A 23,806-nucleotide genomic window follows, 5' to 3' on the forward strand; every position below is an offset into this window, starting at 1 on the left:
CGGTGCGGCAGCGCGGCCCCGCGCCGCGCGGGGGGCGCGCTCGACGGGCCGATCCGGTGCGGCGGGCCATCCGCTCATGCGCCCGACGTGTTCCGCGCATCGGGGTAGGCCGGCTTCGACGGCGTGCCGGGCAGCGCGGCGGGCAGATGCCGCAGGCAGAAAAAGCCGTAATAGACGATCACGACGAAGCACAGCAGCGGCACGACGAACGCGAGCTGCATGTTGCCGCCCGTGTGATCCGAGATCAGCCCCTGCAGCAGCGGCACGACCGCGCCGCCGACGATGCTCATCACGAGGATCGATCCCGCATACTCGGTATCCTTGCCGAGACCGTCGATCGTGAGCCCGTAGATGGTCGGCCAGCACGGGCCGAGGAACACGCTGACCCCGACCGCCGCGTAGACGGCCGTGATGTCGTGCACGCCGACCGTGTACGCGAGCAGCGCGATGCACAGCAGGCCGTAGACGATCAGCACCTTCGCCGGACCGACGCGCTTCATCACGAGCGTGGCGATGAGCTTGCCCACGAAGAACGCGAAGAAGGTGACGAGCAGGTAGCGGGACGCGCCGCGCTCGTTCAGCCCGCCGATCTGCATCGCGAGCCGGATCGTGAAGCTCCACACGCCGACCTGCGCGCCGACGTACAGGAATTGCGCGACGATCCCCGCGACGAAACGCCGGTTGCCGAACAGCCGCGCGAGCGTGCCCTTGGGGTCGATCCGCTGCGCGGGGCCGTCCGCGCCGTTGCCCTTGCAGGCCGGGTACGGCGTCAGCGCGAACACGACGAACACCGCCACCAGCACGACGACGATCCATTTGTACGGTTCGAGCGTCGCCTGGATCATCGCGAGCTGATGCGCGTGCGCTTCGGCCGCCGACATTCGCGCGAGCTGCGCGTGCGATGCGTCGCCTTCGCGGAAGATCAGGAAGCTGCCCATGTAGACGCCCGCCATCGCGCCGAACGGGTAGAACGTCTGCGAGATGTTGAGCCGCCGCGTGCTGGTCTCGCGCGGTCCCATCAGCGTCGAATAGGAGTTCGACGCGGTCTCGAGAAACGACAGGCCCGCCGCGATCACGAACAGCGCGACGAGAAACATCCCGTATTTCGCCATCGACGCCGCCGGAAAGAACAGCAGGCAGCCGATCGTGTAGAAGCACAGGCCGATCAGAATGGTGGTCTTGTAGCTGAACTTCTTGACGACCGTCGCGGCCGGAATCGCGAGGAAGAAGTAGCCGAGATAGAACGCCGACTGCACGAACGCCGACTCGAAATCCGACAGGAAAAAGGCTTTCTTGAACTGCGCGATCAGCACGTCGTTCAGGTTCGCGGCCGTGCCCCACAGCGCGAACAGGCAGCAGAGCAGCGTGAATGCGAAAAGCGGGGTGCGGTTCAGGTAATACCCGTCCGGCGTCTGTACGATCCTGGCCTGGCTCATGCTGTCTCCTTCCCGGTTGTCTCGTGAAGCGAAAGCGGCGCGCGTCGTCAGAAGGCGACGTCCCGCAGGAAGCGTTTGAAGGTGCCGGCGTCCGCGTAGGACTTCTGCGTGCCGAGGCCCGTCACCGAATGCGCGGCGTAGGCGCACGCGTAGCGCATCGCCCGCGCGACGTTGCGCGTTTCCGTGTAGTAGTGCGCGAAGCAGCCGATGTACGCGTCGCCCGCGCCGGTGGTGTCGCGGGCGTCGACCGCGAAGCCCGGCACGTAGCGCGCGCTGTGCGCGGATACCCACAGCGAGCCGCGCGCGCCGAGGGTCACGATCACGTTGCGCAGGCCGCGCTCGACGAGCGAGACGGCCGCGCGCTCGATCGCTTCCAGCGAATCGGTGGGCCTGCCGGTCACGATCGCGAGCTCGGTCTCGTTCGGCACGAAGAATTCGGCCTGCGCGACCCGCGCGAGATCGAGCTCGCGCACGGCCGGCGCGGGATTCAGCAGGACCGGGATGCCGCGCGCGGCCGCGAAGTCGAGCGCGTAGTAGACGGTGTCCAGTTCCACCTCGAGCTGCAGCACGATCAGGCTGCAGGCCTCGATCCGTGCCGCGGCCGCGTCGATGTCCGCCGGCAGCAGGTGGCGGTTCGCGCCCTTGACGATCAGGATGCTGTTGCTCGAATCCGGCTCGACGAAGATCGGCGCGACGCCGCTCGGCACGCCGGGCACCCGGCGCACGTGCTCGGTGTCGATCCCGACGCTCGCGAAATTGCGCAGCGTGTTGTCGGCGAACAGGTCGTCGCCCACCTTGGTGACCATCACCACCTGCGCGCCGAGCTTCGACGCCGCGACCGCCTGATTGGCCCCCTTGCCGCCGCAGCCGATCTCGAAACCCGGCGCCTCGAGCGTTTCCCCCCGGGTCGGCATCCGGGTGACGTAGGTCACCAGGTCGACCATGTTGCTGCCGATGACGGCGATCTTTCCCATCTTGCTGTCTTCCTCACATGTCGTACCGGCTGGCCGGTTGCTTCTCGTGTGTGAATATAATCACATAAAATGTTTAAATTCAATCTTTTCGTGTGATGCCCGCGTCATCCGGCCCGGGGGCGGGGAAGGCGCGCTGGTGGCGCGGGCGGTGCTTTTGCTATCATCGCGACTGTATAAACGTACAGTGATCGCCGATCCGTGCCGCCCGACCCGTCGCTTCCGCCCGCGTTCTATTACCTGTCGAATTTCGAGCGTGCGCTCGAGTGGATCGGCGCGCGCTACGGCGACGTGCTCGACGCCGGCGAGCACGCGTTCCTGTACGCGTTCGCGGCGCTGCCGCGACCGTCGCGCGCGCTGCTGGTGCGGATGCTGATGCGCAAGGGGCCGCTGTTTCGCGAGAGCAAGCTGGTCTACGACGAAATCGGCCCGACCCGGCTCGCGGCCGCCGCGCTCGTCGAGCTGGGCTGGGTCGATCCCGCGCCCGCGCTGTCGCTCGACCAGCTGTTCGCGCTGTCGACCCGGGCGGAACTGGCGCGGCGTTTCGCGTCGCCGCCGCCCGGCGGCGCGGCGGCGCGCAAGGGCGATCTGCTCGAATGGCTGCGCGGCGCGCATGACGGCGCTCATCCGTTCGCGCACTGGCAGCCGGCGCTGGACGATCGCGTGCTGGAGGTGACGGTCGGCCCGCTGTGCGACCGGCTGCGGCTGATGTTCTTCGGCAATCTCCACCAGGATTGGTCGGAGTTCGTGCTGGCGGATCTCGGCGTGTTCCAGTACGAGCAGGTTCCGTTCGCGCCGTCGTCGCGCGCGTTCCAGCAGCGCGCGGACGTCGATGCGTATCTCGCGCTGGACGGCTGCCGCGAAGCGCTCGGCGCGTGGCCGGACGACACGCCGCTCGACGCGCTGGCCGAGCACGCCGGCGCGCTCGACTGCGGCAATGCGTGGCTCGCGCAGCGGCGCGCGAAGCTGCTGTTCCAGATCGGCCAGGCCGGCGAGCGGCGCGCCGAATGGGACGGGGCGCTGGCCGCCTACGCGCGCAGCGGCTGGCCCGGCAGCCGGCACCGGCGGGTGCGGGTGCTCGAGCGCAGCGGCCGCGGCGGCGACGCGCTCGCGCTGGCCGAGCAGGCTGCCCGGCAGCCGGAAAGCGAGGAAGAGCAGCAGCGCATCGCCCGGATGCTGCCGCGGCTGCGGCGCCGCGAAGGGCGGGAGACGGCGCGGGCGGCGCGCGCCAGCCCGATTCCGCGCGGCGTGCTCGCAATCGCTCCGCCGGACCCGCCGGTCAGTGTCGAGACGGCGGTGCGCGATCACCTGACCCGGCATGACGCGCCGGTTCATTACGTCGAGAACACGCTGATCAATTCGCTGTTCGGCCTGCTATGCTGGGAGCCGGTGTTCGCGGCGCTGCCGGGCGCGTTCTTCCACCCGTTCCAGCGCGGCCCGGCCGATCTGCACGCGCCGGATTTCCGGCAGCGCCGCGCCGCGCGATTCGATGCCTGTCTCGCGCAGCTCGACAGCGGGCAGTATCGCGACACGATTCTTCGCCACGCTGCGTCGAAGGCCGGCCTGCAATCGCCGTTCGTGTTCTGGGGCGCGCTGGACGACGCGCTGCTCGGGCAGGCGCTCGACTGCCTGCCCGCCGCGCATCTGCGGCTGTGGTTCGAGCGGCTGCTGCAGGATATTCGCGGCAACCGGTCGGGTTTGCCGGACCTGGTGCGTTTCTGGCCCGCCGAGCGGCGCTACGAGTTGATCGAGGTGAAGGGCCCGGGCGACCGCCTGCAGGACAACCAGATTCGCTGGCTGACCTATTGCGTCGCGCACGGCATGCCGGTGCGCGTGCTCGACGTGCAGTGGACGGACGCGGCGCCGTCCGCCGGCGCGCACGATGCGGGGGCGGCCGCATGAGCTATGTCGTCGCGGTCCGCGCGATGTGCGAATTCACCGCGCGCGGCGGCGATCTCGATCTGCGCTTCACGCCCGCGCCGAGCGCGCAGGAAGGTATCGCCGGGCACGGCATGGTGACCTCGCGCCGCAGCGACGGCTACGAGAAGGAGGTGTCGTTGACGGGCGTGTACCGCGATCTCACGGTGCGCGGGCGCGCGGACGGCTACGATCCCGCGCTGAACCGGCTCGAAGAGATCAAGACCTACCGCGGCGCGCTCGACCGGATGCCGGCGAACCACCGCGCGCTGCATTGGGCGCAGGCCCGCGTCTACGGCCATCTGCTGTGCCGGGCGCGCGGACTGGTCGAATTGACGGTGGCGCTCGTGTACTTCGATATCGCGACGCATACGGAAACCGTGCTGACCGAAGCGCATACCGCCGCGTCGCTCGAAGCGTTCTTCGTCGAGCAGTGCGAGCGCTTCGCCGAGTGGGCGGCGCGCGAGACCGCGCACCGCGCCGCGCGCAACGCGGCGCTGCTGGCACTGCCGTTTCCGCACGGCCGGTTCCGCAGCGGGCAGCGCGAACTGGCGGTCGCCGTCTACCGGGCCGCGCGCGACGGCCGTTGCCTGATCGCGCAGGCGCCGACCGGCATCGGCAAGACGCTCGGCACGCTTTTTCCGATGCTGAAGGCGTGTGCGGAAGATCGGATCGATCGGGTGTTCTTCCTGACCGCGAAAACCCCCGGCCGCGCGCTCGCGCTGGATGCGCTCGATACGCTGCGCGGGTCCGCCGCCGCGCTGCCGCTGCGCACGCTCGAACTCGTGGCGCGCGACAAGGCCTGCGAGCATCCGGACAAGGCGTGCCACGGCGAATCGTGCCCGCTCGCCCAGGGGTTTTACGACCGGCTGGCCGCCGCGCGCCGCGCCGCGCTCGACGCCGCCCGGCTCGATCGCGCGGCGGTGCGGGCCGCCGCGCTCGCGCACGCGGTCTGTCCGTACTATCTCGCGCAGGAGCTGGCGCGCTGGTGCGACGTCGTGATCGGCGACTACAACTATTACTACGACAGCAGCGCGCTGCTGCACGGCCTCGCGCAGCAGAACGCGTGGCGGGCCGGCGTGCTGGTCGACGAGGCACACAACCTGCTCGACCGCGCGCGCAAGATGTACAGCGCGGCGCTCGATCAGTTCGCGCTCGCCGGCGCGCGCAAGCTGGCGAGCGCGCCGCTGGACAAGCCCCTCGAACGCCTCAATCGCGAATGGAACGCGCTGAACCGCGCGCAGGAGCGTCCGTACGAGGTTCATCCGGGCGTGCCGCCGCGCGTGCTGTCCGCCGCGCAGAACCTGATCGGCAAGGTGACCGAGCAGCTGTCGGACGCGCCGCTGTCGATCGACGACACCGTGCTGCGCTTCTGTTTCGACGCGATGCATTTCGTCGCGCTCGCCGAGCAGTTCGATACGCACTCGATCTTTGACGCGACCCGGGCGGAGGCGGGCGGGGCGCGCGTGCCGGGACGCGCCGGCAAGACACCGTCGACGCTGTGCGTGCGCAACGTCGTGCCGGCGGATTTCCTCGCGCCGCGGCATGCGGCCGCGCACGCGACGGTGATGTTCTCCGGCACGCTGAGCCCGTTCCGCTTCTACCGCGACACGCTCGGCCTGCCGGACGACACCGGCTGGATCGATGTCGAGGGGCCGTTCCGCGCGGAGCAGCTGACCGTCAAGGTGGCGGCGCACGTGTCGACGCGCTGGCGCGACCGCGACCGGTCGCTGGAGCCGATCGTCGAGCTGATCGCGGCGCAGTATGCGGCCCGGCCCGGCAACTACCTGGGGTTTCTGAGCAGCTTCGACTATCTGCAGCAGGTGGTGGCGCGATTGCGCGCGCGTCATCCGGCGCTGCCGGTGTGGACGCAGGAGCCGGGCATGGACGAAGCCGCGCGCGACGCGTTTCTCGCGCGCTTCGAGGGCGCCGGGCAGGGGATCGGTTTCGCGGTACTGGGCGGCGCGTTCGCGGAGGGGATCGATCTGGTGGGCGACAAGCTGATCGGCGCGTTCATCGCGACGCTGGGTTTGCCGCAGATGAACGACGTCAACGAGCAGATGCGGCGCGCGATGGACGCGCGTTTCGGCAACGGCTACGACTACATGTATCTGTTTCCCGGGCTGCAGAAGGTGGTGCAGGCGGCAGGCCGGGTGATCCGCACCGAGCGCGACGAAGGCGTCGTGCATCTGATCGACGACCGCTACCGGTCGCGCGACGTGCAGCGGCTGCTGCCGACATGGTGGCGCGTCACCTGAGCGTCAGGCGGCGCCGGGGAGCGGTCCGGCGTGGCGCGTGAGAACGGAGCGGCACCGCTCCGTTCCGCTTACCGGCCCCGCATCGGGAGCGGGCCGCTCAATGAACCCAGTGGCACGTGCGGTGATGATGGTGATCGAAGTGGCACACCTTGTGGGGGTGCGCCTCGGCCACCGGTACGAGCAGCGCGAACGAGACAGCCGCGACCAGGGTCGACATCAGCAGTGCTTTCATGTTTTCTTATCCTTGAGTAGAGAACGTATCGTGAGGGGGCGAACCGTTACCATTGCGGGTGCTGCGATTCCCATTCGCGGCGTTCCCAGTAACGGTGTCCATCCCAGTAGCGGTCGCCGTGCCAGCCCACCGTGACTTCGGGGCCCGGCGCATACGCGATGCATCCGCTGAGCATCACGCTCGAGAGCGCGCTGAGCACCAGTGCGAACAACATCATCTTTTTCATTTCACCTCCCTATTGAACCGGCGACCCGATCATACGAACGACTGCCATTTCAGATGTAAGAAGTTGCTACGCTTGATGACACGGCGGCACGCCGCCATTCGGCGAATCGTAAAGAATCCGAAAGAAACAAAAGAAAGGGGCATCCGCGGCGATGAGCGCGGACGCGCGCCGCGCGATGCATGCGTCGCGCGCGGACCGTGCGCCGTGGCCGGTGACTACAGCGTAGGCGGCGCGATATCAACATGCAAACCCGTTGCGGCGCGTATCCGGCGGGCCATGGGTTGTCCCTGATGCGCGTGCGTCGGCTTCGATGCGGCACGCCGCGCGGCCGTTTCTTCCGTCGAAAGAAACGGCCGCGCGGTGTCATCTGCACGAGGGTTTGTCCGGACCCGTGCCGCGCGAGTGTGACGAACCGGTGTCAGCTCACGGCGAACGTGGTCGGCCCGGTGACCGCGAGCGCCCGATCGTTGAACGTCACGGGCAGGCCGTCGGGGCTCAGGCGGCAACGCCCGCGGTCGAGCTTCCAGCCGTCCACGCGAATGGCCGCGCGAGCCGGCGGTTGCCCGCTCGCGTGCGGAACCTCGATGGTGACCTGGGTGGACGCGCCGGGCAGCAGGTTCAGGTAGTTGTCGCTATGGAACGCAGGCAGGATCCGCTGGCCGGTCGCCGTGTCGAACAACTGCAGGTGTGTCATCAGCGCGATCGTGCCGCCGATGTTCTTCACGTCCGCGACGATGCGCGTCGCGCATCCGTCGTCCGCTTCCGTCGCCGATGCGGCGATCGACACGGCGGCCGCCGGCATCGCGTCGAGCGACGTGTACGTGCTGTCCGCGCCGCTGGTCTGATACCAGTAGAAGTTGTCCGCCAGCACCGACCCGCCGGCATCGAGCAGGCTCAGCGACACGAAGCAGACCGCGGACGACGCGCGCGCGATCCGCGCGGCGAGATTCGCGGCGACCTGGAACGAGGCGGCCGCCACGTTGGCCACGGCCTGCACGGTCCGGCTGCTCAGCGTGCCGTCGAGGTTGTGGATCAGGATGCGGACGCTGCCGGACAGCGCGGCGGCGGTGTGGTTGGCGATCGTCACGTCGAGCGTGTTCGCGTTCATGATGACGTTGACGCGGCGGCATGCGTGACGGACGGCGAAGAACGACGCATGCTGCTCCAGGTCGTGGCTGTACATCTGCCAGACGAAGCTCGGCTGCGCGGGATTGGTCATCCACATGATCACGCCGGTGGCGGGCGACGTCACGGTCGCCGACGCGGGGCCGATCATCACGGCCGCGTTGGCCTCGTAGATCGCCTTGATGCATTCGTAGTTCATCAGCTGCGACTTGCGGATGAAATCGGGCAGGTTGACGGCCGTGCCGTAGCGCGAGCCGGTCAGCGCGATGTAGCCGGCGCCGCCGCCGTTGCCCCCGTTGCCGTTGACGTCGCGGTCGGCCCAGAAATCGTCCGGATGCTCCCACGATGTCGGCGGCAGCATCGCCTCGACGCATTCCAGCGTCGGAATCGAATACGAGCCCACCTCGTTGTGGAACGCCACCTGAAGCGTGCCGTAGCCGCGGCTGAAGTGCGCCTTCGGCGCGACCCAATGATAGGGGCCGCCCGACGAGTAGCCGTTGACCGCGTGAGCGCCCGTGTCGCCCGCGGAACTGGTGAGGCATAGCCGCTTCGGGTCCAGTTCGGCGACCAGCCGGTCGAGCCCGTCGACCAGCGCGGGCGGCGGCGAGCCCTCATTGCCGCCGCACCACAGCAGGATCGACGGATGATTGCGGTAATGGACGATCGCGTCGCGGATGTTGTCGAGGTCGCGCGCGACGTTGGCCGGCGCCGGGCCTTCCGTCGAGTAGAAGAAGTCCTGCCACACGAGAATGCCGTACCGGTCGCAGGCGTCGAAGAAATCCTCGCTGGTGCTCTGGCCGTTCCAGTTGCGGATCAGGTTCAGGTTCGCATCGCGATGCAGCCTCACCTGGTGGAACAGCCGCTCGCGCGGGATGCGCTTGAATGCCTCGTCCAGCCCCCAGTTGCCGCCCATCGCCAGGATCGGGAGCTTGTTGACCGTGAGGCTCAGCTGGGTGCCGAGGCCGATGTCGCGCGAGTACTCGATGCGCCGGATGCCGACGTTCATCGTCCGCTCGTCCGAGATCTGGCCGCCGATCTCGACGCGCAGCGACAGCCGGTACAGCTCCGGCTTGCCATAGCCGTTCGGCCACCATAGCCGGGGGTTCGCCAGCCGGAGTTCGGGGATGTCCGCGGACGTCAGCGTGACGGTGGCCGGCTGGTCGGAGGCCGGGATCCGGATATCGCGGCGAAAGGCGATGCCGTCGAGGGTGCCGCGCACGGTGGCGGCAAGCGCGCTCGTGCCGCGATTGTCGAGCGCGAGATCGAGCCGCAGCTCGGCGGTGCGCAGGTCGTCGGATAGCGTGCTGTCGACGCGCAGGTCCGCGATGCGCGCGGCGCCCGTCGTGAACCACGACACCGGCCGCCAGATGCCGAGATTCCGGTCGGGCACCGTCGGCAGCCAGTCCCATCCGGCGGTGCAGAAGAAGGTCGGGCCGTTCTTCAGCGTGACGCCGGTCGGGCCGCCGTTGCGTCCGCCGCGCGTCACGCCGCTCGCGTAGCTCGGCTTCAGCGGTCCCTCGGAAAAATCCAGCTTGACGACGCGCACGGCCAGATAAGCGGGGCCGCCGGCGGCCGGGACCAGCCGGGTCACGTCGAACGAGCCGTGCTTGAACGCGCCTTCGAGCGTGCCGACCGATGCGCCGTTCAGCCAGATCGCCGCCTTGTAGTTGACGCCTTCGAAGCGCAGCCAGAGGCGCTGGCCCGGCAGCAGGCGCGGCGTGTCGAAGCGCGTCCGGTACCAGTAGTCGGTGTCCTTGAGCGTATCGGGGACGGTGTCGGTGACGATGCGCCGATGGAGCGGATCGGGATAGGTGCCGTTGACGATCAGGCTGTTCAGCACGGTGCCGGGCACGGTGGCCGGCGCCATCCCGGCGAGCTCCGCCGCGCTGGCCAGCTGGGCGCCGCTGACGCCGGGCGCCGACGACGCGGCCTGGAACGTCCACGGTCCGGCGACGGGGCGGGCCGATGCCAGACCGGCGGCCGGCGGGGCGGCGGCCGTGCCGGGCAACATGGCGTCGGCGACGGCCGTACCGCCCGGCGCGGGTGCGGCGCCCACGCCGTCGATACCGTCGTTGCAGCCCGCAAGCAGGCCGCTGCCGAGCAGTGCCGCGCTTTGTGAAAGGAATCGTCTACGCTGTCGTGACTTCATCGCATCTCCCAATCTGTTGGTGTTGAGTTTCGATGGAGCTTCGGCGGCTCAGGCTTCGCCGAGGGATCGTGAGCCCGCCGGTTTCCCGGACGGGCTCGCGATCGGTCAGGGCGGGTATCGCGCGGGTCGCGTCCGGCCCTGGTTTTTCGGATGCCCGGCGCTACCGGGCGGGTGCCGCGGTCGGTCCCGCTGCCGTCATCCGGGTGTAGTCGGCATTGGGTCCGGACGGCGGCGTCAGGTTCTCGGCGGCGGCCCAGTCGGTGGCGGTGGACGACAGCATGTAGCTCAGCGTGCCGCCGTCGGCGACGGTCTGCAGCGGAAGCCATGAACCCGCGTAGGCCGTGCCGTTGACCTTCAGCGCGCGAATGAACGGCGCGCGATCGTCAACGGCCTGCTTGTCGGTCTCGATCCGCAGCTTCTTGCCGTTGCCGAACCAGACGGTCATCCCGCCGAACTGCGGCGTCGACATCGCGAGGCCCGACTCCGACGGCACGACCGGATAGAGGCCCAGCGCGGCCCACACGTACCAGCTCGACATCGCGCCCATGTCGTCGTTGCCGGGCAGGCCGTCGCGCCCGGTGGAGAAGGTCTCGCGCATCACGATCGGGATGATGTACTGCGCGGCGCTCGGGGCGCCCGCCCAGTTGTACGCCCACGGCGCCTGGAACGACGGCTCGTTGCCGATGTAATAGCCGTTCGAGCTTTCGCCGCCGTTCAGCTGCGAGGACGAGGGCGTGACCGTCAGCGCCGAGTCGATCGAGAACAGCGTATTCAGCCGGGTGACGGCCGCGGATTTGCCGCCGATCGCCTTGATCAGCGCGCTCCAGTCCTGCGCGAATGTCCAGAAGTAGTTCGGCTCGGTCGATTCGTGGAACGAGCCGGCCACGAGCGGACCCAGGGTGCCGGGCGGGGAGCCCGACGGCGGCGCCGAGCGCGCGGCGAGCCGCTTGTTCGTGGCGTCGAAGATGTTGGTCCACCACGATGCGCGCGCAAACAGCGTGCCGATGTCCGCTTGCGTGACCTGCACCGATGCGTCGGCGAGCACGCTTGCCGGCAGCGCTTTCAGGAACGCGGCGGCGGAACGGTCGCTGAGGATCCGCTCGATCTGCTCGGACGACGGATGCCCGCTGTCGGTGTAGTAGTGCGTCGTCAGGTAGCTGGCGAGATTCGGCGAACTGGCGTTGTTGTTGCACGCGCTGGACGGATCGAATACCGACTGCTTGGTCAGCCGCGCGGCCGATACGAGATCGAAGTTCGTCGCGCCGAACTTGTAGGCGCCCGCGATCACGTTCAGCGCGTTGTCGCCCGCCATCGGCGTCGAATCGTCGCTCGCGTCGACCCAGTGCGGAAATGCGCCGCATTGCAGGGCATCCACCGTCAGCGACTGCAGGATGTCGCCGGACTCCTTCGGCGCGAGCCACGCCAGCAGCTGGGCCTGGGACCGGTACGTGTCCCACAGCGAGAATCCGGTGTAGTGGGTGCGGTAGCCGCCTGTCGAGCCGTCCGCCTGCCGGTAGCTGTAGTCGCCGACCTTCGCGGTGTCGCGGGCCGGGATCGCGCCGGTGCGGTCGACCGTGGTCGGGTAGGTGCCGTTCGCGTCCTTCGGCTGGCGCATGCTGCGGAATTCGCCGTTGGCGTCGCTGTACACGGTCGGCGAACCGAACACGCGATAGAGCGCCGTGTAGAACTTCGTCAGATTGGCCTTTTGCGTGGCGTTGAGGGTGCCCGGGTTCGCCGCCTGGTCGATCTGGATCGTGTTCAGACGGTCGTTCCACGCAGCCGACGCCTGAGTGCGCACGGCGTCGAACGTCTGGTCGGCGTTCTCCTTGGACAGGTTGTCCTTGGCGTTCGCGATGCTGACCGACGAAATGCCGATCTTCACGTTGACGACGGGGTCCGTCGTCGCGAGATCGAACTGGAGGACGGCCGCGCCGTTGACGACGGTATTCACGGTCGACTTGCCCGATTGCGCGCGCAACGGTTTGTCGAAGCTCGCGTAGAAATATACGGGCGAGTTCCAGATCGTGCCGTACGGCGTGCAGAACGCGGGCGCGACGGCCTGTCCGGACAGCGAACGGCCGTCGCTGCCGAGCGCCAGCGAGACGTTCTTGGCGGCGATCGCGGTCGCGCTGCCGGAGTCGCTGTTGCCGTTCAGCTTGGCGTCGATCGCGAAGTACCCCTTGCTGCTGTCGGGGTAGGTGATGCGGGCGCTGCCGGTGCGCAGCGTCGCGGTCAGTTCGGTCTTGATGCCGTTCGCGAGCTTCACCTTGTAGTAGCCCGGCTCGGCCGCTTCGTCGGCATAGTTGTAGGCGATCTTCACCGGCCGGCCCGACGCGGACGCGACTGCGCTGCCGGTCGTGCTCGGCAGCATCGCGACGGCGCCCTGGCCGGGACAGCCGACGCCGTTCAGATGACGCATGCTGAAGAAGTCGAGCTGTCCGCCCGTCGATCCGCTCGACAGGTAGCCGCCCGATCCGTTGAAATCGGAGCGCGGCGTATTCGGTCCGAAGTTGACCATGCCGAACGGCACCATCGCGCCGGGATTGACGTTGCCCGCGTAGCCGCTGTCGGAGGACACCGCGGTGCCGATGAACGGATTGACGTATTGCGTCAGCGCGAGATTGACTCGCGCCGCCGGCGGTTGCGATACCGCGGGTGTCGAAGCTGGGGTCGACGTCGGTGTCGATGTCGGAGTCGAAGTCGAAGTCGATGTCGGAGTCGGAGTCGACGTCGCCGGGGAAACGGTGGCCGGCGTGTTGTTCGTCGGCTTGTCCGGGTGGGCCAGTATCGAAGCGCTATCGGTGCCGTCGCCGCCGCATGCGCCGAGCAATGCGCATGCCGCGAGACTGATGACGAGTGAACGTGTATTCATGATGAACTGGATCGAATGTGCCGTTGCGGCCAGCGTTTATTGTCGGATGTGATCGACATTCGGATAAATGTTTAGCAATTCGAATAAACAATATCGCGCGACGTCGATGCGGAAATCTTGTTTGGCCAGGGTTGCAGCGGCAAGGTGGGATTACCCTGTAACGATGCAGTTTAGCGTTCGCGCGGCCGTGTTTCGTCTTGTTTTGTGCCGCCGAGGGATGCGCGGCGCTTGTTCGGGACGCCGGCCAGGATCGCATTGCGCGTGGCGGCGCATGGCCGGCGCGGCGGGAATCAGCTGCTTTTCACCATCCGCATGTACGACGTCAGCATCGCGGCGAACGCCTGCGCGGCCGGCGTGAGCGGCACCGCCGCGCGTTGCAGCAGGCACACGTCGGGCGGATTCACGCGCTCGCGCACGGGAACGATCGTCAGCGCGTCGGCGAACAGGCCGTGCCGCGTGACCGCCGCCGACTCGAGCGACAGGCAGTCCGTTTCGGTCACCAGGTGCAGCGTTTCGAACATGCCTTCGACCGTTGCAATGATGGTCGGCGGTGGTTCGCCGTGCGCATCGAAGTAGGCGAGCAATCGATTGGCGACCGGATCGACGCTCAGGTTCGGCGTGCGGGTCGCGACCCAGTTGCAGCCCGCGAGTTGCGCGAGCGACGTCGCATCCGCGAGCGGATGACCCTTGCGGCACACGACGACGGGATCGGACGGATACAGCGCGGTGACCGACAGGTCGGTCGTATCGGTTTGCCGCGATACCAGCGCGACCGCGAAATCGAGCGTGCCTTCGCGCACCCAGCCGATCATCATCCGCGAGGTGCCGGTGCGCAGATGCACGTCGACCTTGTCGAAGCGCGCGCGAAAACCGGTCAGCACCGGCGCGAACGCATCGATCAGCGGCTCGGTGACCAGGCCGAGCGTCACCGTACCTTCGTACGCGCCGCTCAACTGCCGGATCTCGCGTTCGACCTGTTCGCACTCGCCGAGGATGGCGCTCGAACGCAGCAGCAGGCGCTGCCCGAGCGCCGTGGGCACGATGCCGCGATTGGTGCGGGTGAACAGCGTCGCGCCGAGCGCCAGCTCCAGATTCTGCAATTGCTGGGTGATGCCGCTTTGCGCGAGATCGAGCGCGCGCGCGGCCGCGCGGAGGCTGCCGTGTTCGACGACGGCCGTGAAGACTCGTAGCTGCGAAAGCGTCAGCGCCATGCGGATTCGAACGCCGTGATCGGAAAGAGTGATCATGATAAGCCGGCCGGCGCTTCTTGGGCGCGTTGTGGCGGGCTAGCATGGAGTCCGGTCGGTCGCCGTTGCCCGTCCGCTCCTTGCTCCTTGTCCAGTCGGGTCGCTCATGAAGAAACTGCTCGCGCTGCTGGCCGTGTCGCTCGCCGCATCGTCCACGTTCGCGTTCGACCGGGAGGTCGTCCGGCTCGGCATCGATCCGAGCTATCCGCCGATGGACGCGAAGGCGCCGGACGGCAGCGTCAAGGGCTTCGACGTCGACCTCGGCAACGAGATCTGCCGCCGCGCGCAATTGCGCTGTCAGTGGGTCGAACTCGAGTTCGCGGGGATGATCCCCGCGCTGCAGGCGCGCAAGATCGACGCGATCATGTCGTCGATGGCGATCACCGCGAAGCGCGAGCAGCAGATCCTGTTTTCGTCGAAGCTGTTCCAGTTCAAGTCGCGTCTCGTGGCCCGGCAGGGCAGCGGGCTCGCCGGCACGGCCGAGGCGCTTGCCGGCAAGCGGATCGGCGTGCAGTCGGGGACGCAGTTCGAGGCGTGGGCGCTCGCTCATTGGGCGCCGGCGGGCGTGACCGTCACCGCGTACAAGAGCCAGGATGACGTGTTTCAGGATCTCGTCACCGGGCGTCTCGACGGGGCGCTGCTGGGCACGGTCGAGGCGGATTTCGGGTTCCTGCGTACCCCGGCGGGCAAGGGCTTCGCGTTCGTCGGCGCGCCGCTCGACATGGGCGACCGCGGCGTCGGGATCGGCATGCGCAAGCAGGACGTCGCGCTGAAGGCGGCGCTGGACGGCGCCATTGCGTCGATGCTGAAGGACGGTACCTACGCGCGCATCGCGAAGCAGTATTTCGATTTCAACCCGTACGGCGACTGACCGCGCACCCGCGCGCCGCTGTTTTTTCATCGATTCCCGTTCCATGCAAATCCGCACGACGCCTTTGTTGTCGCCCACGATCGGCACGCACCGAGAGCTTGTCAGTTTTCATTTTGGGACGCCCGGTATAGGGACGCCCGGTATAGGGACGCCCGGCGCGGGGAGACCCGCTTCTGGGGTATCCGATTCCGACGCGCCCGCCGTCGCCCAGAAAATCTATCTGCAGGCCGCGCTGCACGCCGACGAAACGCCCGCGATGCTCACCGCGTTCCTGCTGAAGCGCCGGCTTGCCGAACTGGAGGCCGCGGGCGCGCTGGCGGCCGAGATCGTACTCGTGCCCGTCGCGAATCCGGTGGGGCTCAATCATCATGTGCTCGGGCAGTTCATCGGCCGCTTCGATCTGGCGAGCGGCCGGAATTTCAATCGCGGCTTCCTGCCGCTTGCGCCGCTGGCCGAGCGGATCGGCGAGCAGCTCGGCAGCGATCCGGCGCGCAACCTGGCGATCGTCCGCGCATGCGTCGGCGCGGCGCTCGACGACACGGTGCCGCGGACCGAGTTCGACTCGCTGCAGCTCGCGCTGCTGAAGCGGTCGTTCGACGCCGACGTGGTGATCGACCTGCATTGCTCGCTCGAGGCGGTGATGCACGTCTACACGAGCGAAACCGCGTGGCCCGCGATCGAACCGCTCGCGCGCTACCTCGGCGCGCAGGCCTCGCTGCTCGCGAACGATTCGGGCGGCCATGCATTCGACGATGCGCACCATCTGCTGTGGTCGGCGCTGCGGCGCCGGCTGCCGGCCGGCAAACCGGTGCCGGACGGTGCGCTGGCCGTGACCGTCGAATGCAGGGGGCAGCGCGACGTCACCTATGCTTGCGCGCAGCGGGACGCCGATGCGCTGATCGACTACCTGGTGTGGCGCGGCGCGATCCGCGGCGAACCGGCGCCGCTGCCGCCGCTGCGCGCGCCCGCGACACCGCTGGCCGGCAGCGAGCAGTTCTATGCGCCGGTGAGCGGGGTGCTGGTGCATCGCGCGGAGGTGGGCGCCACGATCCGCGCCGGCGATCCGCTGTTCGATATCGTCGATCCGCTGACCGATTGCATCACCACGGTCAGCAGCCGCACGGACGGCGTGTTCTACATGCGTCGCGCGATCCGCTTCGTGACGGCCGGCGCGCCGCTGGGACGCGTAACCGGCGTCGTACCGGTGCGCAGCGGGATGCTGCTGGGCGCATGATGCGCCGCCGCCGGGTTGCGGGCGGCGCGACGACGGCGATACGGCAATACGGCATGATTGCTCCGATGCGCGACGGTCGGGGCGCCGCGCGTCGGCGTGCTGTGACGACGGATGCGGCGGACTCATCCGGGCAGGCGACGCCGGTTCATCTTCAACCCGAAAACAAACTGAACGAGACCATGGATCGAGACGATGCGATGCTTCCTTCGCCTTCGCGGCGTACTTCACTGAAACTGCTGCTGGGCAGCGCGGCCGCCACCGGGCTCGGGATCGGCCCCGGCGCCCCGTTCGCGCACGCGCAGACTCCCGCCGTGCCGACGGCGGACGGGCTGCCGCGCAGCAGCCCGGAACGGCAGGGTGTCGATTCGGCCGCGATCCTCGCGTTTCTCGATGAAGCTGCGCAAGCCGGCTTCGAGTTGCAGAGCTTCATGCTCGCGCGCGGCGGCCAAGTGGTCGCGGAAGGTTGGTGGGCGCCGTACCGGGCCGACCGGATCCACGCGATGCACTCGCTGACCAAGAGCGTGACCGTGTGCGCGGTGGGCCTCGCGATCGCCGAAGGACGCTTTCAACTGACCGACCGCGTCGTGTCGTTCTTCCCGGACCGGCCTGCGCAGCCCGTCGATCCGAATCTCGCGCTGATGACCGTCGAGGATCTGCTGACGATGCGCACCGGCCATGCGACCTTCGTGTCGGGCGCGGAGTGGCGGCCCATCAAGACCAGCTGGATCGACGAGTTCTTCAAGATTCCGGTGGTCTATCGGCCCGGCACCCGTTTCGTGTACACGAGCGCGGCCACTTTCATGCTGTCGGCGATCATCACGAAAACGACTGGACAGTCGACCGAGCAGTATCTGCGCGCGCGTCTGTTCGAGCCGCTCGGCATCAGCGGCTACCAGTGGGACCCGGGTCCGGAGGGCATTACGCCCGGCGCGAACGGCCTCAGCTGGAAGACGGCCGACAGCCTGAAGCTCGCGCTGCTGCACGCGCGCGGCGGCATGTGGGAGGGCAGGCGGATCTTGCCGGAGGCGTGGGTGAAGGCCGTGCAGGCGCAACATGTGCCGCAGACCTACGGCTACCAGTGGTGGCTCGGACCGCGCGGCGCGTTCTATGCGGACGGGATGTTCTACCAGCTGGCGATCGCGTTTCCCGAACAGGACGCGGCGCTCGCGATCACGGCCGGCATTCCGCGCCGCAGCGGGTTCAGCAAGCTGGTGTTCAAGCATTTTCCGGCGGCTTTCGGCGGCGCGGCCGTTGGCGCCGCGCGCAGCGATGCGCAACTGAAGGCCCGCTGCGCCGGACTGCGGCTACTGCCGCCACCGACAATGACGGCGTCGCCGGTGGTGAGCGGCGTGAGCGGCAAGGCTTACCGGTTCGCCGCCAACGCCGACAACATCGCGTCGATCCGTTTCGATTTCACGCCGGGCGACTGCACGTTCACACTGACCGACGATCGCGGCACGCACACGATTCGCGCGGGGCTCGGCCGCGCGATCGAGAGCAGCACGACCATGACGGGCCACCTGCTTCATCACGAATATCAACCCGACACGATGCGCGTGTCCGCGACGGGCGAATGGATCGACGATCGCACCTTCTCGATGACCTGGTCGTTCGTCGAGACCGTTTTCCGCGACACGGTGGTCTGCCGTTTCAACGGCCCGTTTCTGCGTTTCGACCGGAGCGTGAACGTCAATTACGCGTCGACGGAACGGCCGACGGTCACGGGCACGATGGACGGCAGCCCGTGGCTCGCGTCGCCCGCTGGGTGACCTGAGTTTGCGCGTCGCCGTTGCCCCGCGCGGAGTCTCGGCCGGCGGGACCGGGTGCGAGGCTACGGGGTGCAGGATGCGATGCGCTCCGACCCACGCAGCGCCGTGGCGGAGGCCGGAGTCGCGGCCTCCGCGCGGTCTGCTTGCGCATGCGCCGACAGACAGTCGATCAGGTTGCGCTCGGCGGCCCGCCGCGCGAACGGATAAAGACACGCGATCGCGACGGAGGCCGCCGCCACGGTCAGCCACCAGGGCGAATGCAGCGTGCGGATCGGGGCGCGCGATGGAGAAGGCGCGAACGGCGGCACATCGGCGGGAGATTTCATGCGGGCACCTGCGAGCGTTTTGCCGCTATAGTAGGTGCCCGGTGGCGCTATGGGTAGTGACACCGAAGCCCCATCGACTAGAGCCACCAAATGGACTACAGCCTGCTGTATTTCGATGCCCGACGCCGGCCCGCGAACCAGGGTTTGCCGCAGCAGCGGGTGCTCTACGATGCGCTCCGGCATGCGATTCTCGACGGCCGGATCGTCGGCGGCAGCCGGCTGCAGGCCAGCCGGCAACTGGCCGCCGAACTCGGCATCGCGAGAAACTCCGTGCTGTATGCGTATGAATTGCTGGCGGCGGAAGGGTTGGTGCGCGCGACGCGGCACGGCACGCTCGTCACCCGCTGCGCGCTGAACGTCGAAGCGCGGCCGCCGCGCGATCAGGCGCGCTGGGCGGCGCTGCTGTCGGCGCGGGCACGCACGCTGGCGCGCGGCGATCTCGCTTCGCGCATGCTGCCGTTCTCGGCGGCGCTGCCCGCGCTCGACGCCTTTCCGTTCGATGCGTGGCGCGCGTGCCTGAAGCGTGCGTGGCAGGCAGTCGATGCGGACGACCTCGGCTATGCGGACGTGCGCGGGCACCGCGCGCTGCGCGACGCGATCTCCCGCTATCTTCGTCTCACGCGCGGCGTGCGCTGCTGCCGGGATCAGGTGATCGTCACGGACGGCAGCCAGAACGGTCTCGACCTGTGCGCGCGGCTGCTCGCCGATCCGGGCGACCCGGTGTGGGTCGAGGATCCCGGCTATCACGGCGCGCGCGCCGCGTTCGCGGCGGCGGGGCTCGCGATCCGGCCGCTGCCGGTCGACGCGGACGGTCTCGCCGTGCCGCCCGACCTGTGGCGCACGGCGCCGCCGAAGCTGATCTACGTCACGCCGTCGCACCAGTACCCGCTCGGCGCCGTGATGAGCCTCGAGCGGCGCGTCGCGTTGCTCGACCGTGCGCTGGATTGCGGCGCGATGATCATCGAGGACGACTACGACAGCGAGTTCCGGCACGGCGGCGAACCGCTGCCCGCGTTGCAGGGCATCTACGAAGACGCGCCGGTCGTCTATCTGGGCACGTTCAGCAAGACGCTGTTTCCCGCGCTGAGACTCGGTTTCATGGTGGTGCCGCGCGGTCTTGCCGACGCCGCCGCGCAGGCGCTGCGCAACGTGCAGCGGCGCGGCCACGTCACGGATCAGCTCGCGCTGGCCGACTTCCTGGAAAGCGGGCAGTTCACCGCGCACGTGCGCCGCATGCGCAAGCTGTACGGCGAGCGGCAGGCGGCGGTGCGCGCGCAGATCGAACGCCAGCTCGGCGGCCTCGTCACTGTGTCGCATGGCGCGGGCGGGATGCATCTGTCGCTGCGGCTCGATGCGCCGGTCGAGGACACGGCGGTCGCGGCCCGCGCGCACGACGCGGGCATGGAGGTGCGCCCCATCAGCACGCTGCTGCTCGATCGCGTGCGGGCCGATCGCTACAACGGGTTGCTGATCGGTTACGCGAACATCGCGGCGGACGACGCGGCGCGCCAGGTCGGTCGGCTCGCCGGCGTGGTCCGGGCCGCGCTGGCGGATGCGGCGGATACGGGGCGCGCCGCCTGACGCGAACGGCCGGTGCGGGGTGAACGTATTGCGTACCGGCCGAGCAGGCCGGGGCGATACCGCTCCGTGGTCGATCGCGGCGTGCCGCGAATGCCGGCCGCCAACCGCGTCTGTCCGAAATACGCTGCTGCTGCGGTCGAATCGATGTCATCTGCTGCTGTTTTCCCGACCGGGTTCGCGCGACCATGGGCGAGGCGAAATGCGTTCCGCGAATCGGGACGGGGAGCAGATCATGAACTTCCTCAAAATGCTTCGGATGGTGTTCTGGAGTTTCTTCGGCGTGCGCAAAGGCGCCGCGCACCGCGCGGATCTCGCGGCGATCAAGCTGCCGTGGCTGTCGCTGGCGATCGTGATGTGCGTGTCGGTGTTCGGCACGAGCCTGTTCTATCTCGCGAAACTCGCCGTCGCGGTCGCGCAGTAGTGTCGAAGCGGTGCGCCGCGCGAGTCATGCGCGGCGCTGCGGCGCCGGGTCAGCGAGCAGTTCGCCGAGCGTGCGCATCGCCGTCTCCGCCTCGGCGCTCCACGGATGGCCGAAATTCAATCGGATGCAATGCGGGAACGCGTGCGATGCCGAAAAGATCGGCCCCGGCGCAAGACCGATGCCGCGCGCGATCGCGAGACGGTGCAGCGCCATCGCATCGATCTCGCCGGGCAGCGACAGCCAGATGAAATAGCCGCCGTCCGGCCGGGTCCAGCGCACGCCGGGCGGCAGCCACCGGGCGATCGCGGCGGCCATCCGATCCAGTTGCGCATGCAGTGCGCCGCGCAGCCGGCGCAAGTGGCGGTCGTAGCCGCCGTATTCCAGGTAATCGGCGATGCCGGCCTGCACCGGGATGCTGGCCGACAGCGTCGTCATCAGCTTGAGGCGCTGCACCTGCGCGGCGAAGCGGCCCGCCGCGGCCCAGCCGATCCGGTAGCCCGGCGCGAGCGTCTTCGAGAACGAACTGCAATGCATCACCAGCCCGTGCCGGTCGAACGCGCGGGCGGGCAGCGGGCAGCGCGCCGCGAAGTGCAGCTCGCCGTAGACGTCGTCCTCGATCATGGGAACCTGATGCCGCGCGAGCAATTCGACGAGCGCGCGTTTCCTGTCGTCGGAAAGCGTGACGCCGGTCGGGTTCTGGAAATTCGTCATGAACCAGCACGCGCGGATCGGATGGCGGTCGAGCGCGGCGGCCAGCGCCGGGAGATCGAGTCCGTCGACCGGGTCGACGGGAATCTCGACGACCCGCAGATCGAGCCGTTCGGCCGCCTGCAGCGCCGCATAGAAGCCGGGCGCCTCGACCGCGATGACATCGCCGGGGCGCGTCACCGCCATCAGGCACAGGTTGAGCGCGTCGAGCGCGCCGTTCGCGACGACGATCTCGTCGGCGGGCTGCGCGATGCCCATGCCGACATAGCGCAGCGCGATCTGGCGGCGCAGCGCCTCGTTGCCGGGCGGCAGGTCGACGACGGTGCTCCACGGGTCGATGCGTCGCGCCGCCTGCGCGAGCGAGCGCGCGAGCCGCGGCAGCGGGAACAGTTGCGGCGCGGGAAACGCGGAGCCGAACGGCACGATGTCGGGGCGCTTCGCGGCATCCAGCACGGAGAACACCAGTTCGCTGATGTCGACCTTGCTGCCCGGCCCGGGATCGGGCGCCGCATCCGGCACGGCCGCCGCGACCCGCGCGCCGGGCGCGACGTAGTAGCCGGAGCGTTCCTTCGCGCGGATCAGTCCCCACTCCTCGAGCAGGTAGTAAGCGCGGAACACCGTCGACTGGCTGACGCCGTGCTGCGCGATGATCCGCCGCAGCGACGGCAGCCGCGCGCCGACCGCGACGTTGCCCGAGCGGATCTCGGCCGCCAGCGCATGCGCGAGGGTTTCGTAGCGCTTCATGCGCGGACCCGGCGCGGCGCTCATCGATCCCAGTACGGCACGTCGCCGAACCGCTCCGCAAGAAAATCGATCATCGTGCGCATCGCGAGCGACATCTGGCGGCGCGACGCATAGACCGCATGGATGTTCAGGCTCGCCGCCGCGTAATCGGGCAGTACGGGCACCAGCGTACCCGCGCGGATCGGCTCGGCCGCCGCGAAGGTCGGCAGCAGGGCGATGCCGGCGCCCGCGAGCGCCGCGCGCAGCAGCACGAGCGATTCGTTCGCGCTGAAGTTGCCGCGCACCGGGACCGTTGCCGGTTCGCCGTCGCGGCTCAGTTGCCACAAGCTCTGGCCGAAGTATGCGTAGGTCAGGCAGTTGTGGCGGGCGAGGTCGTGCGGCCGCGTCGGCGTGCCGTGCGCGCGCAGATAGGCCGGCGCCGCGCAGACCACCGACCGGCACACGCCGAGCGGCCGCGCGATCAGGTTGGGATCGAGTTCGTTGGTGATGCGGATCGCGAGATCGATCCGTTCGTCGACGAGATTGACGGTGCGGTCCATCACCTGCATGTCGACCGAGACCGCCGGATAGCGGGCCAGGTAGGCGAGCACCGCGTCCGCCAGATGGGTCTGCGCGAAGATCGCGCTCGCGGTGATCCGCAATGTGCCGCGCGGCGTGTCGCCGTCGTCGGCGGCGACCGATTCGAGCCGGTCGGCGAGCCCCAGCATGTCGCGGCAAAGCGGCAGCATCTGCGTGCCGGCCGCCGTCAGCGTGAGGCGCCGGGTGGTCCGGTGCAGCAGGCGGGCGCCGGTCCACTGTTCCATGAACGCGACATAGCGCGACGCCATCGCCCGTGACATGTCGAGATGCTGCGCGGCGGCCGATACGCTGCCCCGTTCGACCGTCTCCAGAAACACGCGCATCGCTGTGAATCGATCCATATTCGCTCAATCCATGCAACAAATCGTCAACCGATGCAGTGTATTTGATTGAATGGAGATCGAATAGACTCGCTCCATTCGGAAACCTTGAGCGAATCTGATTCATGAACACGCTGAAACTGCAGTACTTTTTCGACCCGCTGTGCGGCTGGTGCTATGCGGCGGCGCCGGCGCTGGCCGGGCTTGCCGAGGCGTATCCGCACGCGCTCGAACTGATGCCGTCGGGATTGTTCGCGGGCGAGGGCGCGCGCGATCTCACGCCGGAGTGGGGCGACTACGCATGGCGCAACGACCAGCGGATCGAGCAGCTGACAGGCCAGCGGTTTACCGCCGCGTATCGCAGCGCGCTGCTGCAGCGCGACGGCGTGCGCTTCGATTCGGGTCCGGCCACTCTCGCGCTGACGGCGATCCGGGCGCTGGATGCCGCGCTGGAGCGGCCGCTGTTGCAGGCGTTGCAGGTCTCCCGCTATGTCGAGGGGCTGGACACCGCGCGGCCGGAGGTGCTGGGCCGGATTGCCGCGCGTGTCGCGGCGGAGGCGGGGCGGACGGTGGACGCGGATGAGGTCGCCGGGCGGATCGCGCATGATCCGGCGCTGGCCGCGGCGACGGACGCGCGGGTGGTCGACACCCGGCGGCGGATGCAGCAGCTGGGCACCTCGGGGGTGCCGCAATTGCTGTTGACGTTCGACGATCGCGGCTACGTGCTGCAAGGCGCGAACCTGTATAGCGGCCCGCAGACGCTGATCGCCGCCGTCGAGCAGGCGTTGCATCGGGCGGGCGCCGACTGAACGCTTGCTTG

19 protein-coding genes are annotated in these 23,806 nt (G+C 68.7%); 9 read left to right on the plus strand and 10 right to left on the minus strand.

Going from position 1 to position 23,806, the window contains the following annotated elements:
- Positions 1-74 precede the first annotated feature (74 nt).
- On the minus strand, positions 75-1,436 hold the full coding sequence (fucP, locus tag RZR99_RS13250) for an L-fucose:H+ symporter permease (protein ID WP_323120229.1): 1,362 nt from the start codon (positions 1,434-1,436) through the stop codon (positions 75-77).
- A 47-nt stretch (positions 1,437-1,483) separates the two neighbouring features.
- Positions 1,484-2,410, minus strand: coding sequence for a ribokinase (gene rbsK / locus RZR99_RS13255; protein ID WP_323120230.1), 927 nt, complete (start codon positions 2,408-2,410; stop codon positions 1,484-1,486).
- A gap of 198 nt (positions 2,411-2,608) precedes the next feature.
- Here rbsK and RZR99_RS13260 point away from each other — a divergent pair, with 198 nt between their 5' ends.
- Together RZR99_RS13260 and RZR99_RS13265 are read left to right on the plus strand one after the other, a co-directional pair.
- Positions 2,609-4,309, plus strand: coding sequence for a VRR-NUC domain-containing protein (locus tag RZR99_RS13260; RefSeq protein WP_323120231.1), 1,701 nt, complete (start codon positions 2,609-2,611; stop codon positions 4,307-4,309).
- Complete coding sequence (locus RZR99_RS13265) at positions 4,306-6,582, plus strand: ATP-dependent DNA helicase (RefSeq protein WP_323120232.1); 2,277 nt, start codon at positions 4,306-4,308, stop codon at positions 6,580-6,582. Before RZR99_RS13260 ends, RZR99_RS13265 begins: the two co-directional genes overlap by 4 nt.
- Before the next feature lie 97 nt (positions 6,583-6,679).
- Here the strand turns inward: RZR99_RS13265 and RZR99_RS13270 are convergent, their stop codons facing one another.
- The 4 genes from RZR99_RS13270 to RZR99_RS13285 form a co-directional block, all read right to left on the minus strand.
- Entirely contained in the window at positions 6,680-6,814 is a 135-nt protein-coding gene (locus RZR99_RS13270; protein ID WP_323120233.1) for an HHHH-motif protein, read from the minus strand.
- A 46-nt stretch (positions 6,815-6,860) separates the two neighbouring features.
- Entirely contained in the window at positions 6,861-7,040 is a 180-nt protein-coding gene (locus tag RZR99_RS13275; protein WP_323120234.1) for a hypothetical protein, read from the minus strand.
- A gap of 418 nt (positions 7,041-7,458) precedes the next feature.
- Positions 7,459-10,314 (minus strand): glycoside hydrolase family 2 protein, encoded by a 2,856-nt coding sequence (locus RZR99_RS13280; RefSeq protein WP_323120235.1) that lies wholly within the window; start codon positions 10,312-10,314, stop codon positions 7,459-7,461.
- Positions 10,315-10,474: 160 nt separating this feature from the next.
- Positions 10,475-12,892: a glycoside hydrolase domain-containing protein gene (locus RZR99_RS13285; protein ID WP_323120236.1), complete on the minus strand. Its 2,418-nt coding sequence runs from the start codon at positions 12,890-12,892 to the stop codon at positions 10,475-10,477.
- A gap of 10 nt (positions 12,893-12,902) precedes the next feature.
- On the opposite strand from RZR99_RS13285, the gene RZR99_RS13290 reads away from it, so the two are divergent.
- Positions 12,903-13,238: a hypothetical protein gene (locus RZR99_RS13290; RefSeq protein WP_323120237.1), complete on the plus strand. Its 336-nt coding sequence runs from the start codon at positions 12,903-12,905 to the stop codon at positions 13,236-13,238.
- Between the two features lie 238 nt (positions 13,239-13,476).
- Here the strand turns inward: RZR99_RS13290 and RZR99_RS13295 are convergent, their stop codons facing one another.
- A complete protein-coding gene (locus RZR99_RS13295) occupies positions 13,477-14,397 on the minus strand; it encodes a LysR family transcriptional regulator (protein WP_323120238.1) in 921 nt (306 codons plus the stop codon).
- A gap of 142 nt (positions 14,398-14,539) precedes the next feature.
- On the opposite strand from RZR99_RS13295, the gene RZR99_RS13300 reads away from it, so the two are divergent.
- The 3 genes from RZR99_RS13300 (at position 14,540) to RZR99_RS13310 (ending at position 18,307) form a co-directional block, all read left to right on the plus strand.
- Positions 14,540-15,304 carry a transporter substrate-binding domain-containing protein gene (locus RZR99_RS13300; RefSeq protein ID WP_323120239.1) on the plus strand — a complete coding sequence of 255 codons (765 nt, stop codon included), beginning with the start codon at positions 14,540-14,542 and terminating at the stop codon, positions 15,302-15,304.
- Positions 15,305-15,347: 43 nt separating this feature from the next.
- On the plus strand, positions 15,348-16,538 hold the full coding sequence (locus RZR99_RS13305) for a succinylglutamate desuccinylase/aspartoacylase family protein (protein WP_323120240.1): 1,191 nt from the start codon (positions 15,348-15,350) through the stop codon (positions 16,536-16,538).
- Between the two features lie 197 nt (positions 16,539-16,735).
- Positions 16,736-18,307: a serine hydrolase domain-containing protein gene (locus tag RZR99_RS13310; protein WP_323120241.1), complete on the plus strand. Its 1,572-nt coding sequence runs from the start codon at positions 16,736-16,738 to the stop codon at positions 18,305-18,307.
- 62 nt (positions 18,308-18,369) lie between these two features.
- Here the strand turns inward: RZR99_RS13310 and RZR99_RS13315 are convergent, their stop codons facing one another.
- A complete protein-coding gene (locus RZR99_RS13315; protein ID WP_323120242.1) occupies positions 18,370-18,633 on the minus strand; it encodes a hypothetical protein in 264 nt (87 codons plus the stop codon).
- Positions 18,634-18,723: 90 nt separating this feature from the next.
- Here RZR99_RS13315 and pdxR point away from each other — a divergent pair, with 90 nt between their 5' ends.
- Positions 18,724-20,214: a MocR-like pyridoxine biosynthesis transcription factor PdxR gene (pdxR, locus tag RZR99_RS13320; protein ID WP_323120243.1), complete on the plus strand. Its 1,491-nt coding sequence runs from the start codon at positions 18,724-18,726 to the stop codon at positions 20,212-20,214.
- A gap of 232 nt (positions 20,215-20,446) precedes the next feature.
- Positions 20,447-20,635, plus strand: a complete 189-nt coding sequence (locus RZR99_RS13325; RefSeq protein WP_323120244.1) for a DUF2970 domain-containing protein — start codon at positions 20,447-20,449, stop codon at positions 20,633-20,635.
- A gap of 24 nt (positions 20,636-20,659) precedes the next feature.
- Here the strand turns inward: RZR99_RS13325 and RZR99_RS13330 are convergent, their stop codons facing one another.
- Together RZR99_RS13330 and RZR99_RS13335 are read right to left on the minus strand one after the other, a co-directional pair.
- Complete coding sequence (locus tag RZR99_RS13330) at positions 20,660-22,087, minus strand: aminotransferase-like domain-containing protein (protein WP_323120245.1); 1,428 nt, start codon at positions 22,085-22,087, stop codon at positions 20,660-20,662.
- A gap of 20 nt (positions 22,088-22,107) precedes the next feature.
- Positions 22,108-23,007 carry a LysR family transcriptional regulator gene (locus RZR99_RS13335; RefSeq protein WP_323120246.1) on the minus strand — a complete coding sequence of 300 codons (900 nt, stop codon included), beginning with the start codon at positions 23,005-23,007 and terminating at the stop codon, positions 22,108-22,110.
- 104 nt (positions 23,008-23,111) lie between these two features.
- On the opposite strand from RZR99_RS13335, the gene RZR99_RS13340 reads away from it, so the two are divergent.
- A complete protein-coding gene (locus RZR99_RS13340; protein ID WP_323120247.1) occupies positions 23,112-23,795 on the plus strand; it encodes a DsbA family protein in 684 nt (227 codons plus the stop codon).
- Positions 23,796-23,806 lie beyond the last annotated feature (11 nt).

This window comes from Burkholderia alba (assembly GCF_034721475.1).
Taxonomy (GTDB): Bacteria; Pseudomonadota; Gammaproteobacteria; order Burkholderiales; family Burkholderiaceae; genus Burkholderia; species Burkholderia alba.